Annotated in this window: 12 protein-coding genes; 1 reads left to right on the top strand and 11 read right to left on the bottom strand. The window is 74.4% G+C overall.

Features of this window, described 5'->3' with window-relative positions; translation table 11 throughout:
- Positions 1–9 precede the first annotated feature (9 nt).
- The 10 genes from ACGFSC_RS34100 to ACGFSC_RS34145 all read right to left on the bottom strand — a co-directional run bounded on the left by ACGFSC_RS34100 (position 10) and on the right by ACGFSC_RS34145 (position 11,113).
- The gene (locus ACGFSC_RS34100; protein ID WP_359898045.1) at positions 10–732 is read right to left on the bottom strand and encodes a FadR/GntR family transcriptional regulator; all 723 of its coding nucleotides are present in this window, start codon (positions 730–732) and stop codon (positions 10–12) included.
- Positions 733–905: 173 nt separating this feature from the next.
- Complete coding sequence (locus ACGFSC_RS34105) at positions 906–1,751, bottom strand: HAD family hydrolase (protein ID WP_359898043.1); 846 nt, start codon at positions 1,749–1,751, stop codon at positions 906–908.
- Between the two features lie 52 nt (positions 1,752–1,803).
- A complete protein-coding gene (gene serS / locus ACGFSC_RS34110; protein WP_359898041.1) occupies positions 1,804–3,078 on the bottom strand; it encodes a serine--tRNA ligase in 1,275 nt (424 codons plus the stop codon).
- Positions 3,079–3,629: 551 nt separating this feature from the next.
- Positions 3,630–4,565, bottom strand: a complete 936-nt coding sequence (gene pheA / locus ACGFSC_RS34115; protein ID WP_359898039.1) for a prephenate dehydratase — start codon at positions 4,563–4,565, stop codon at positions 3,630–3,632.
- A gap of 135 nt (positions 4,566–4,700) precedes the next feature.
- Positions 4,701–6,020, bottom strand: coding sequence for an iron uptake transporter deferrochelatase/peroxidase subunit (gene efeB, locus ACGFSC_RS34120; RefSeq protein ID WP_359898038.1), 1,320 nt, complete (start codon positions 6,018–6,020; stop codon positions 4,701–4,703).
- 5 nt (positions 6,021–6,025) lie between these two features.
- Complete coding sequence (locus tag ACGFSC_RS34125; RefSeq protein ID WP_359898037.1) at positions 6,026–8,083, bottom strand: FixH family protein; 2,058 nt, start codon at positions 8,081–8,083, stop codon at positions 6,026–6,028.
- 13 nt (positions 8,084–8,096) lie between these two features.
- Positions 8,097–8,612, bottom strand: coding sequence for a copper chaperone PCu(A)C (locus ACGFSC_RS34130; RefSeq protein WP_359898035.1), 516 nt, complete (start codon positions 8,610–8,612; stop codon positions 8,097–8,099).
- Positions 8,609–9,277, bottom strand: a complete 669-nt coding sequence (locus ACGFSC_RS34135) for an SCO family protein (protein WP_359898031.1) — start codon at positions 9,275–9,277, stop codon at positions 8,609–8,611. Before ACGFSC_RS34135 ends, ACGFSC_RS34130 begins: the two co-directional genes overlap by 4 nt.
- A 77-nt stretch (positions 9,278–9,354) precedes the next feature.
- The gene (locus ACGFSC_RS34140) at positions 9,355–10,104 is read right to left on the bottom strand and encodes a YcnI family protein (protein ID WP_359898029.1); all 750 of its coding nucleotides are present in this window, start codon (positions 10,102–10,104) and stop codon (positions 9,355–9,357) included.
- A 184-nt stretch (positions 10,105–10,288) separates the two neighbouring features.
- Positions 10,289–11,113: a hypothetical protein gene (locus ACGFSC_RS34145; RefSeq protein ID WP_359898027.1), complete on the bottom strand. Its 825-nt coding sequence runs from the start codon at positions 11,111–11,113 to the stop codon at positions 10,289–10,291.
- Between the two features lie 230 nt (positions 11,114–11,343).
- Between ACGFSC_RS34145 and ACGFSC_RS34150 the strand changes: the two genes are divergently transcribed.
- Positions 11,344–12,000, top strand: coding sequence for an ATP-binding protein (locus tag ACGFSC_RS34150; protein WP_359898025.1), 657 nt, complete (start codon positions 11,344–11,346; stop codon positions 11,998–12,000).
- A gap of 87 nt (positions 12,001–12,087) precedes the next feature.
- Here ACGFSC_RS34150 and ACGFSC_RS34155 read toward each other — a convergent pair whose 3' ends face one another.
- Positions 12,088–13,026, bottom strand: coding sequence for an LAETG motif-containing sortase-dependent surface protein (locus ACGFSC_RS34155; RefSeq protein WP_359898024.1), 939 nt, complete (start codon positions 13,024–13,026; stop codon positions 12,088–12,090).
- Positions 13,027–13,088: the final 62 nt, after the last annotated feature.

Genomic DNA, 13,088 nt, shown 5'->3' on the forward strand with positions numbered 1-13,088 from the left:
CGCGCCGTCCTACTTCCGCGCCGCGATGGCCGCGAGCAGCTGCTCGACGGCCGCGGTCGGGCCGGCGAGCAGCGCACGACACGCCGCCTCGGCCCGGTCCGGGTCACCGCTCTCGATCGCGTCGACCAGCGCCTCGTGGGTCGCGACGACCGCCTCGGGCATGTCGTGGTCGCCGAAGGCGGAGGTCATCGCCTCGCGCACGGAGGCGCCGAAGTAGCGGTACACCTCGGCCAGCGCGGGGTTGTGCGCGGCCTCGACGACGGCGGTGTGGAACTCCAGGTCGTGCTCGACGGTGGCCTCGCGGCTCGCCCGCTCGGGGTGCGCCGCGAACACCTCGGCCTCACGGGCCAGCGCGGCGCGCATCCGCCGGATGTCCTCGGGGGTGTGCCGCAGCGCGGCCAGCCGGGCGCCCTCGGTCTCCAGCGCCGCGCGGACCTCCAGGACGTCCCGGATGCCCGAGCGCTGGACGCCGCGCAGGACGGACGCCGGGTCGCTGGTGGAGCGGACGAACGTCCCCTCGCCCTGCCGGGAGACCAGCATCCCGGCGTGCACCAGCACCCGGATGGCCTCCCGCACGGTGTTCCGGCCGACGGCCAGCTGCTCGGCCAGCTCGTGCTCGGTGGGAATCCGCGAGCCCACCGGCCACGCCCCACCCGCCAGCTGCGCCCGCAACTGCTCGATCGCGGTGTCCACCAGGGAGCGCCGCCCGGCCGCCTGCAAACCGCCGCTCATGCCGGACCTCCCTTTCCACCGCACACGTCATCACCGGTCGTCGGTCATCCTACAACCGCTTGCCCGGTCATCCTACAACCCACCCCTGACCAGCCCATGAACCCTGGATGTACCCCCGGACACGGATCCCGCGCCCGTCGGTGGGGTGGCCGGGCGCCTCCCCGCCGGAGGCGTCAGCGCTGCGGGTAGAGGCGCTCCAGGACCGCGGCGACGCCGTCCTCGTCGTTGCTGGTGGTGACGGCGTCCGCGACGGCGAGGAGTTCCTCGTGGGCGTTGGCCATGGCGACGCCGTGGGCGGCCCAGCCGAACATCGGGACGTCGTTGGGCATGTCGCCGAAGGCGATGGTGTCGGCGGCGCGGACGCCCAGGCGGCGGGCGGCGACGGCCAGGCCGGTGGCCTTGGACAGGCCGAGCGGCAGCAGTTCGACGACGCCGGCGCCGGCCATCACCACGCCGACCAGGTCGCCGGCGGCGCGCCGGGCGGCCTCGGCGAGGGCGTCGTCGGTGAGGGCGTGGTGCTGGATGTAGAGCTTGCTGAGCGGGGCGTCGAACAGTCCGCCGCGATCGACCCGGACGACCGGCAGGTCGGAGCCGATCAGCAGCTCGTAGCCGGGGCCGGCCAGCACCTGGCCGTCGAGGCCGTCCTGGTTGGCGGCGACGGCCAGCGGGCCGGTCTCGGCCTCGATCTTCTCGATCGCGAGCGCGGCGAGCCGCCGGTCCAGGGTGAGCGAGGTGAGCAGCTTGTGCGCGCCGGCGTCGTACACCTGGGCGCCCTGTCCGCAGACCGCTATCCCGGTGTAGCCGATCTCGTCGAAGACCGGGCGGGCCCAGACCGCCGAGCGCCCGGTGACGATGATGTGCAGCGCGCCCGCGCCGGTGGCCGCGGCCAGGGCGGCGCGGGTGCGCTCGGAGACGGTCTCCCCGCTGGTGAGCAGGGTGCCGTCGAGGTCGGTGGCGACCAGCCGGTAGGGCAGGCCGCCACCGCCGGGGGAGGCGAGGCTGGGGCTGATGGTGCTCATGGGCCTTACGTCTCCCGGGAGTTGCGGGTGGTGCTGGGTGGTGCGGGCCGGGTTACTTGACCGGTTCGAGGACGGTCCGCCCGCCGAGGTACGGCCGCAGCGCCTCGGGCAGGACGACCGAGCCGTCGGCCTGCTGGTGGTTCTCCAGGATCGCCACGATGGTGCGCGGGACGGCGACCAGGGTGCCGTTCAGGGTGGCGAGCGGGCGGGTCTTGCCCTCCTCGCGCATCCGGATCGCCAGCCGGCGGGCCTGGTACTCGGTGGTGTTGGAGGTCGAGGTGACCTCGCGGTACTTGCCCTGGGTGGGGATCCACGCCTCGATGTCGAACTTGCGCGCGGCCGAGGCGCCGAGGTCGCCGGAGGCGACGTCGATCACCCGGTACGGCAGCTCCAGCGCGTTGAGGAAGTCCTTCTCCCACTGGAGCAGGCGGCGGTGCTCGTTCTCCGCGTCCTCGGGGGTGGTGAAGACGAACATCTCCACCTTCTCGAACTGGTGGACGCGGATGATGCCGCGGGTGTCCTTGCCGTAGGTGCCGGCCTCGCGGCGGAAGCAGGACGAGTAGCCGGCGTAGCGCAGCGGCAGCTTGTCGGCGTCGAGGATCTCGTCCATGTGGTACGCGGCGAGCGGGACCTCGCTGGTGCCGACCAGGTACCGGTCGTCCTCGGCGAGGTGGTACACGTTCTCGGCGGCCTGGCCGAGGAAGCCGGTGCCGTCCATGGCGGCCGGGCGGACCAGGGCCGGGGTGATCATCGGGGTGAATCCGGCCGCGGTGGCCTGGGCGATCGCCATGTTGACCAGGGCGAGCTCCAGCAGCGCGCCGACGCCGGTCAGGTAGTAGGAGCGGGCACCGGCGACCTTGGCGCCGCGCTCGGTGTCGATCGCGCCGAGGATCTGGCCGAGCTCGACGTGGTCGCGGGGCTCGAAGCCCTCGGCGGCGAAGTCGCGCGGGGTGCCGATCTCCTCGAGGGTGACGAAGTCCTCCTCGCCGCCGACCGGGGCGGCCGGGTCGATGAGGTTCGCCAGCGAGCGGAGCAGGCGGTCGGCCTCCTCCTTGGCCGCGCCCTGTTCGGCGTCGGCGGCCTTGACCTCGGCGGCCAGGTCCTTGGTGCGCTGCAGCAGGGCGGCCTTCTCGTCGCCCTTGGCCTGGGCGACCTGCTTGCCGAGCACCCGCTGCTCGTTGCGCAGTTCGTCGAAGCGGCTGCCCGAGGACCGGCGCCGTTCGTCGGCGGAGAGGAGGGCGTCGACCAGGTCGACGTCCTCGCCACGGACGCGCTGCGAGGCGCGCACTCGGTCAGGGTCCTCACGGAGCAGGCGAAGGTCAATCACAGGCCCAAGCGTACCGGGCGACCGTTCCTCCACCAGTACGGCATTTCCCCTGGGGATAACTCCCCCGATCCTGTGGATAACTTCTGTGGGGAACGCTCCGCCGCCGGGTTATCCACAGGCCCGACCCCTGGCCTGTGGATCCAAGGGGAGGGTGGCCCTCCGTGTGAACGAACCAGGGAATTGAGGTTTCAAACCTCAATCAACCTTCCCGAGTGAGGGAATTGAAGCACTCGGACGGGTGATTTGCTGGCAACCGGGTGACTCTGGTCCGATTGGTCATCTCTGCGACGCAAACCGATGGTCCGACCAGTTCTGGGCAATGGCTATACCGGTTTGTCGACTCTCCCCCGGCCTGTGGATAACTCGGGGCTGTGGACAGCGGGGAGCCCTGTGGACAGCGGCCCCCGGCCCCGGGCCGCCTGTGGACGACGGACGGGGCCGTCCGCCCCGCCCGGTCGACCCGATCCAAAACAGTCGGAAAAGGTCGGAAAGACAAAAGATGCAATCAGGGTGTCCGGACGGCTGCGGAGGTCGGGGATGCCCCGCGGGCCTCAGATGTTCCCGCGGCCGTCGAGGGCGCGGGAGAGCCAGTCCGCCGCCGAGGAGAAATCCTCGTCCGAGGTCCCCGGCCGCCGGTGGGTGGACTCCTGCCGGTCGGCACGCGGATAGGAGCCCAGGTACCGCACCTGCGGGCAGATCCGCTTGAGCCCCATCATCGCCTCGCCGACCCGGCGCTCGGACAGGTGGCCCTCGCAGTCGATCAGGAAGCAGTAGCTGCCCATGCCCTCGCCGGTCGGGCGGGACTCGATCCGCATCAGGTTGACCCCGCGCACCGCGAACTCCTGGAGCAGCTCCAGCAGCGCGCCCGGGTGGTCGTCCGGCAGCCAGACCACCATCGAGGTCTTGTCCGCGCCGGTCGGCGAGGAGACCCGGCCCGGACGGCCGACCAGCACGAACCGGGTGGCCGCGCTCTTGGCGTCCGCGATCTCCTTGACCAGCGGCTCCAGCCCGTAGATCGGCGCCGCGAACTCCCCGGCGAACGCGCCGTCGTAGCGGCCCTCGGAGACCAGCCGGGCGCCGTCCGCGTTGGAGGCGGCCGACTCCCACTTCGCCTCCGGCAGGTTGGCCGCCAGCCAGCGCCGCACCTGCGGCTGGGCCACCGGGTGGCTGGTCACCGTCTTGATCCCGGACAGCTCGGTGCCCGGTCGCACCAGCAGCGCGAAGGTGATCGGCAGCAGCACCTCACGGTAGATCATCAGCGGTGCGCCGGAGGCGAGTTCGTCGTTGGTCGCGGTGACCGCGCCCTCCACCGAGTTCTCGATCGGGACGAACGCCCCGGACGCCTCCCCGCCGCGCACCGCGTCCAGTGCCAGCGCCACCGAGGACAGCGGCACCAGTTCCCGGGTCGCCGCCTCGGGCAGGGTGTGCAGGGCCGCCTCGGTGAACGTGCCGGCCGGTCCGAGGTAGGTGTAGCGGGTGGCCGACATGATGCCTCCGTGGGAATCTCGGTGCTGCGCGGGCGGAGTGTGCCGAAGCAGTCACCCTAACGACTCCGCGGCCCCGGCAGGAAAGCGTTCCACCGACCGGAACCGCGGCGATGCGTCCCGGTGAATCCGGGGGAACTACCCCTCCAACAACTGCTGTCCGAGGTAGCCGCCGGGCGGCGGGCCCGGTGGCAGCGCGTACAGGCCGCCGGCCTCGTGCCGCAGGAAGCGGGAGAGGCCGTCGCCCCGGGAGAGCTTGCGCTGCACCGGGGTGAAGCCCTTGCGCGGGTCGGCCTGGAAGGCGAGGAAGAGCAGCCCGGCGTCCGGGGAGCCGTCCGGCAGCAGCCCGTCGTGGTACGAGAAGCCGCGGCGCAGCATCGCCGCCCCGCCGTTGGCCGCCGGGGCGGCGACCCGGATGTGCGCGTCGGCGGGGATCGCCAGGGTGCCGTCCGGGCCCTGCGCGGCGAGGTCGACCGGGGACCGCTCGCCGGCCCCGGCGGGTGCGCCGAGCGGGGCGCCGTCCGACTTGCGCCGCCCGATCACCCGCTCCTGCCGGTCCACCGGAAGCGCCTCCCAGTGGTCCAGCAGCATCCGGATCCGCCGGAACACCAGGTACGAGCCGCCGGCCAGCCAGCCCGGGTGGTCGCCGCCGGCGGCGCAGAACACCGTGGCGGCGAAGCCCTCCTCGTCCGGCCGGGGGTTGTTGGTGCCGTCGATCTGGCCCATCAGATTGCGTCCGGTCACCGGCCGCGCGGCGGCGCCGGGGGTGCGGGCGAAGCCGGCCGACTGCCAGCGCAGCGCCGCCGTCCCGGCCGCGAGCCGCTGCAGCACCCGCAGGGCGTGCACGGCGACCAGGGCGTCGTCCGCGCCGATCTGGACGAACAGGTCGCCGTCGCCGCGGGCCGGGTCGAGCGCGTCGCCGGGGAAGGCGGGCAGCGGTTCGAGCCCGGGCGGGCGGCGGTCGGCCAGCCCGGCCTTGTCGAACAGGGCGGCGCCGAAGCCGACCGTGACGGTGAGCGAGCAGGGCCCGGCGTCCAGCGCGACCTGGCCGTCGAACTCCTCGGCCGGCTCCCCTGCGGTCAGCCGCTCGGCCGCCTTCGTCCAGCGCTGCAGCAGGGTGCGCAGCCCGTCCCGGCCGACGCCCACGGCCAGGTCGAAGGCGGCGAGCTGGACCCTGGCCTGTGCCGGGTCGGTGATCCCGGCCTGGTGCTCGCCGCGGAACGGCACCCGGGCGGAGCCCAGCGTCCCGCCGGACGGGCCCGCCGCGTCCGCCGTCCCGCCCGGCCGGCCGTCCAGGGCGACGGCCCCGGCGACGCCCGCGCCGGCGCCGGCCAGCAGTCCGGCCCCGGCGGTGCCGAGCAGCGCCCGCCGGGTGAAGCCCGCGGGTCCCGCCGGACCCGACCCGTGGTCCGTCGGGCCGGGCTCCGCCGCAACGGGCTCCGTGGATGTGTCCGTCATCCCGCTCACCCGATCCTGAACTGCTGGGTCGGAGTGGTCTGGTCGATGTCGGAGGAGCGGATCTGCACCGACACCACCCAGTTGCCCGCCAGCGGGAGCTGCGCGGTGCCGATCCAGTGGCCGGTGCCCTCCGGGGTGAGCGCGACCGGCAGCGGGCCGAGGTCGCGGTCCGGCAGGGTGAAGGCGAGCTCCACCTCGGGGACGTCCACCGGCTGCCCGTCCGCGCCCGCGAGCGCGAGCGTCACCTCGTTCGGCCCGGTCCGGGCGGGGTTGAGGGTGACGGTCGCGGTGCCCTTGGCGTTCGGCGTCCGGCCCTTGGTGTCGTACGGGAGCTTGAGCTCGACGGTGCGGCCCGGCTCGGTCTGCGGCGCCACCGGGGCCCCGCCGGCCGCCGGAGCGGCGGCCGCCCCGGCCTTGAGCTCGCCCGCGACCCGTCCGGGCGGGGAGTTGGTGAGCATCGTGGTGACCACCAGCACCGCCACCGCGACCAGCGCCTCGACCAGCACCGAGCGGCGCAGCCCGGCCCGGGTCGGGGTCAGCCCCCGGTCGCGTCCGGCGCTCCGCAGGGCGGCCCGCTGGCGCTCCAGCTGCGCCTGCCGGACCGGGTCCTCGCTGTGCGTCGCCACGGCGACCGGTTCCGGCAGTTCGGCCGGTGCGACCTCCACCGACTCGGCCGGGGCCGAGCGCAGCCGGGCCAGCCAGGAGCGGGAGATCCAGGCGACGCCGAGCATCGCGACCACGCAGCCGCTCTTCACCAGCAGCAGCCGCCCGTACTCGGTGCCGGTCAGCGCGCCCCAGCTGCCCAGGCCCCGCCAGGACTGGTAGATCCCGGTGGCGGCCAGCACGGCCACCGAGCCGAAGGCGATCCTGGAGAAGCGGTCCACCACCTCGGCGCCGACGCCCTCGCGCAGCGCGACCAGCAGCGCGGCCAGCCCGCCCAGCCAGAGCGCCATGGCGAGCAGGTGCAGGATGCCGAGCGGCAGCGCCAGCCAGACCTGGATGCCCACCGAGGCGTGGTCGGCGCCGACCCAGGTCGCCGAGAGGGCGACCGCCAGCACCAGCCCGGCCACGCCGAGCCCGAGCCGGACCTCGCGCTGCGGCCGTTCGGCGGCCCGCCGCTCCAGCTCGCGCAGCTCGGCGGCCTCGGCGTCCTCCTCGGACACCGCGAGACCGGCGGAGCCGTCGGTGTCCTCGGAGCCCTTGGAGCCCTCGGAGCCGTCCTCGTCCCGCGGCTTCGGGACGACCGGCCGCGGCGGCTGCCCCAGCTGCCCGACCAGCAGCGACAGGAACACCCCGCCCGCCGCGAGCAGCAGCAGCCGGGCGGCCAGCGCGGTGCCGATCCGCTCGTCCAGCGTGGCGCGCATCAGCGACAGGTCGAAGGCCTGCCCGATCCCCGAGCCGCGCTCGTACGGGCCGCGCAGCATCAGCACGGCGACGGTGGAGACCAGCAGCGCCGTCCAGCCGGTCATCAGCAGCCGCTGCACCCGGCGCCGGGCGGTGCCGGCCGGCCAGCAGATCAGGACGAAGGCGGCGACGCCGACCAGCAGCGCGAACGCGGTGTACGCGACGGTGCGCCCGGTCCCGTACAGGAAGGCGACCAGGCCGTCGGCCTCCGCGCCCTGCAGCGCGGTCGCCGACACCGAGGTGTCCGAGGGCGCGCCGATGGAGAAGGTGAACGCCCCGCCGACCGGGTGCGAGTCGTCCGAGACCGCCCGCCAGGCCACCGTGTACGTGCCGTTGGCGAGCCCGCCGCGCAGCCCGACCCGGGCGGTGTTGCCCTTGCCGTCGGCGTGCGCCGGGTTGCCGGTGTCCACGGCCTGGCCGGCCGGGTCGAGCACCCGGACGGAGTCGCCGGAGAGCGAGACGGACTCGCTGAAGGTCAGCGTCACCGCCTGCGGGGCGGTGGCGACGACCGAGTTCTGCCGCGGGTCGGTGGAATCCAGGGTGGCGTGCGCGGAGGCCGGACCGGCGCCCGCGAGCATCAGCGCGAGCAGCGCGCCGAGCATTCCGAGCACCCCGGCGATCCGGCGGTGGGTGGCCTTCTCCAGGCCGGCCGACTGCATGGTGGCGGTCCCCTTAACTCTGGCTGGGCCGGTAGGTGAGCTCCTTGACCGGAACCTTGACGGAGATGGTGCCGGACTTGGCGAAGGTGAGGTCGAGCTCCAGCTCGTCGCCGAGGGCCGGGGTCTTCTGCCATCCCATGATCATGAGGTGGTTGCCGCCCCGGGCGAGCTGCAGGGTGCCGTGCGCGGGGACGTCGAGACTGTCCACCTGCTCCATGGTCGACGCGGTCGAGCGGTGCATGGTGACCGACCCGGCGGCCGGGCTGGTCACCTTGAGCAGCTCGTCCTGTCCGCCGTCGTTGCGGACGGTCAGGTAGCCGGCCGCCATGCCGCCGGCCGGGGGCAGCGGGATGTAGGAGTCGGCGACGCTGAGCCTGGCCGGGCCGCCGGCGGCACCGTCCTGCCCGCCCGTGCCGCCGCCCGTCCCGCAGGCGGCCAGGATGGCGCCGCCGCCCAGGGCCGTCGCGACGACGGCACCGAGCAGGGCGGTGCGGCGGAAGCGGCCGGTTCCGGTCTGCACCGAGGTCACGCCGCGACCCCCTTGGCGAGCAGCGGCAGGTCGTGCTCGTAGGTCTTCTCCTCGGTGCCGCTCATGTAGAGCACGTGCGCCTTGTCGTCCGAGGGGAGGAAGGCCAGCACCTGCGCGCCGTGGGTGGAGGTGACCGTGCCGTCCCCGTTGACCACCGGGTCCTCGATCATGATGCCGAGCGACTTGGCCGCGGTCTTCACCTTGGCCAGGTCCCCGGTGAGGCCTATGAAGTCGCTGCCCATCGAGTCCAGCCAGGTGCGCAGCACCTGGGGGGTGTCGCGCTGCGGGTCGGTGGAGACGAAGACGACGTTGACCTTCTGCCGGTCCGCCTCGGGCAGCGCCTTCATCGCGACGCCGATGTCGCCCATGGTGGTCGGGCAGACGTCCGGGCAGCTGGTGTAGCCGAAGAACAGCAGGGTGGCCTTGCCGTTGGTCTGCTGCCGCAGGTCGAAGGGCCGGCCGGAGGTGTCGGTCAGCTGGAGGTCCGGCTTCTCGAAGTTCTTGGCGAGCTTGGTGCCCTGGTACGGGGTGTCCTCCTTCTGCCGGGTGACCTTGGCGACGGTGGAGTCGCCGCCGGAGGAGCCGCAGGCGGAGAGGGTCAGGGCGGCGGCCAGTGCCAGGGCGGCCGCGCCGGCCAGGCGGGTGGTGCGGGTGGTGCGGGGCATGCGAGTTCCGATCGTGCGCGGTGGGCCGCCGGCGGGGCCGCACCCGTCCTGCGGGTGCGGCGCCGCCGGCGCGGGGGTCAGGAGGCGGAGCCGCCGTTCTTGCGGCGCAGGCCGAGCACGCCGACGGCGGTGCCGATCACACCGACCACAATGCCGACCACGCCCAGGGTGCGGGCGGTGGAGTCGCTGGACTTGGCGTCGCCGGTGGAGGCGGCGTGGTCGGAGCTGTCCCCGTGGGCGCCCGCGGCCGGGGACGCGGTGACGCCGTGGCCGTCGCCCTCGGCGGCCTTGGTGAGCTTCAGGACGGGGGCGGGCTTGGCCGGCTCGGGCTGGCCGTCCTTGGACTCGTCGATCCAGCGGGCGATGTCGCCGTTGTCGTAGGTCTGGAGGGTCTTGAAGACCAGGCTGTCGGTGTCGGTCGGCAGCGGGCCGAGCGAGACCCGGAACTCCTGGAACTGGCCGGGGGCGATCTTGGTGCCGGCGTCGGCGGTCCAGGTGATCTTGGAGACGGCCTCGGTGACGTCGTTGCCGTGCACCTTGATCGGCTTGTCGAGCTTGGCCTTCTCGACCGCGGCGGTCCAGCCCGGCAGCGGCAGGGTCCGGACCGAGGCCAGCGGGTGGTCCAGCGGGAGGTTGACCTCCAGCTTCACCGTGCCCGCGGTGTCGCTCTCGTTCGGCACCCGGAAGTCGACGGCCGTGTAGCCGCCCTGGGCGGCCGCGCCCGGGTTCACGGTGACGTGCGCGAAGGCGGGGCCGGCCAGCGCCACCACGGAGGCGGCGGCGGTGAGGGCGACGGCGGCGAGACGACGGGTGGGAAGGGAACGCATGATGCGGGTCTCCGATCGGAGCTCGGCGGCAGCCGGTACCGGGCGACGGACACGATCCGTACCGCGGGGGCCGCGCGTGGGGAGGTGGGGGCAGAGCCTCGGGCCGCCCCGGTGGTCGGGGGAACGGCCGGACGGTGCGCACACCGGCACCCGACGCGGCCGCAGGGCCGCCGGGAGACGCCGGTCAGTACGCGAGGGCCCCGCACGGCGGACCGCGCCGCACCACGCTGTGCCGCAGCACCGCACCCGTCGGGAACAGGCTCTCCCCGCCCCGGGCACCGAACCGGCGGGCCGGGCCCGCCACGCCGAACAGACCGCGCAGCAGCGCGGCCACCAGCGCGAACGCCGTGCGCAACGGCGCCGCCCAGTGCTCCCGGGCCGCCGTGGCGGCCACCCGCAGCAGCCGCCACAGCGCCGCCTCGCCGCGCCGCAGCCACCAGCCCGCGACCAGTGCGGCACCCAGGTGCCCGGCCAGCATCGACGGCGTCATGCCGAGGACACCGGCCTGCCACCAGGGCGCGGCGGCGAACGCGTGCGGATCCAGGCCCGCGGAGGAGACCAGCTGCTCCGCGGACGGGCCGCCGGACAGGCCGAGCAGCGTGCCGGGGCGCGCCTCGTTGCAGATCAGCCGACCGGCCACCTGCGGCACGGTCAGCGGCCCGGGGCCGCCGTGGTGCATGCCCGGCATGGAGCCGTTGAAGCCGTTGAAGCCGTGGAAGAGACAGTGCAGCCCGAGCTGCCCGGCACCCAGCGCCCCGGCGATGCCCGCCAGCGAACGCTCCCGCCCGCCGCAGACCGCCGCGAACGCCAGCACCGCGGCGAAGCCCAGCGCCAACGCGGTCGGCGGCACGTTCCCGCCCCCCGCCAGGGCGTGCCCGGCGGCCGCTATCAGGGTGCAGACCAGCGCGAACGGGACCGCCCGGGCAAGCCGCAGGTCCCAGGCGGCGGACCCCACCGGCTGAGCCGGTCCGGGGGCGCCCGGGAGCGGGGCGGCGGCGAGGGCAGTCATGGCCGGGCCATCCTCTCATTGCGTACGCCGCCGACACGGGCAGGGTGGGAAATCCCTACGAATGCCCCTTTCGGCGGCGGCGTGCGAGGGGGCGTACGCGTCGCCCGGCACAGACCCCGTCCCCCGGTCCATCCGCCGAACGGGCGGTAGCGGCCCCCGGGCACGGTTCACCCGCGAATCGCCCGGAGATACCTAGTTGTATGTGGAGCCGCAGCCAGGAGGGACCTCCCGTGGACATCTGGTGGACTCTGCACCTCAAGCGCGACCCGGCCAGCGTCCCGCTGGCCCGGCGCATCCTGCTCGGTGCGATGGCGACCGCGGGCGTCGACCCGCAGATCGCGGACGACCTCGGCGTCGCCCTCACCGAGGCCTGCGCCAACGCCGTCGAGCACGGCGCCACCGGGCGGCCCGACGACGGCTTCCAGGTCACCGCCTCGATCTGCGGCGACCGGCTGCGGATCGAGGTCACCGACTCCGGACCCGGCCTGCCCGCGCCCGCTCCCGCCGGGGCCGCCGCTCCCGCCGCGGTCCGCCGCCCGGCCGCCCCGGCGCCCGCCCGTCCGGCGGCGGCCGGCCGGGCGCCCCGCCGCACCCGCCGCGGCCGCGCCACCGTCCCGGCCCGCGTCCTCGCCGCCCACCGGCCCCGCCGCGACGGCCACCCGTACGACACCCACGTCCTGCCCTGCCGTCCCAGCGCCCCGACGCTGCGCCCGGTCGACCTGGACACCCTTCCCGACCTCACCGCCGAATCCGGCCGCGGCCTCTTCCTCATCCACGCGCTCACCGACCACGTCCAGCTGCGCAACCATCCGCTGCGCGGGGCGATCGTCAGCTTCGACAAGATCCTGAAGTGGCAGGACGGGGCGCTGCTGCGCGCGGCGTCGTAGGACAAGTGGCGGCCGGCGGCCGGCGGCCGGAAACGACGAGGGGCGCGGGCTGTGGGCCCGCGCCCCTCGGGGTCGACCGGGGAGGGGTCAGCTCCGGGTGGCCGACTTGCGGCGGCGCAGGGCGACCAGGGTGCCGGCGCCGACGGCCAGGACGGCCGCGCCGCCGAGGGCGATCGGCAGGGTGCTGGAGCTGGAGCCGGTCTCGGCCAGGTGCGGGCCGCCGGAGGGCGAGGGGGAGGCGGTGGCGGCCGGGGCCTTGGTGGCCGGGGCGGTGGTGGCCGTCGTGGCACCGGTCTCGCCCACGTTGAACTCGCCCAGGTAGTCGTCGAGGAACTGGGTGCACGCCTGCGGCTTGTTGTTGGCCGGAGTCGGGACCTTGTCGTTGTCGAAGGCGTCCGAGCCGGCTTCGTAGTTCGCGCCGTAGTGACCGACCGGGGCCTTGGCGGTGGCGGCGATCCGGACCTTGTAGGTGATCTTCTCGCCCTTGGCCAGCTTGAAATCGGGCGCCAGGAGGGCCCGGTCGTCGAGCTTGGCGGGCTTCCAGCCGGACCCGGTGTCCAGCTGGACGTCGAAGAACTCGGTGCTCCACTGGACCGGACGGTCCCCGAACTCATCGGTCACGTAGAGGGAGTTGTGGACGACGGGGAGGTCGACGCCGCTCTTGTTCTCCCAGGTCATGGTCATCTCGGCGGCCTGGCCGCCCTTGACCAGGGTGGTGCCGTACAGGCCGGTGCCGGTGACCTTGAGCAGGTTGCTCTGGTAGACGCCCCCGTGGCAGCGGTTGTCGACGGTCGGCGTCGGCACCGGCCGGGTCGGCAGGTTCGTCGGCTTGGCGGTGGCCGTCGGGGCCGGGCTGCCGGGGGTGGTGGCGCCGGCGCTCGGCGGGGTGGAGGCCGACGGCGTGGCCGTGGCGCCGGCGCTCGGAGAGGCGGTGATGCCCACGGCACCGGCGGTGGCGGCGCCGGCGGTGGCGCCGAGCGAGAGTGCCACCAGCGTGGACGCGGCCAGGAGTCGGGAATTGCGCATGGTGGAGGTCCCCCATTTTTGGATGAAATTTGGCTGAAATCAGGCGAATTGAGGCCATGGTC

The sequence above is a fragment of the Kitasatospora sp. NPDC048715 genome (genome assembly GCF_043198905.1).
Taxonomy (GTDB): domain Bacteria; phylum Actinomycetota; class Actinomycetes; order Streptomycetales; family Streptomycetaceae; genus Kitasatospora; species Kitasatospora lactacystinica.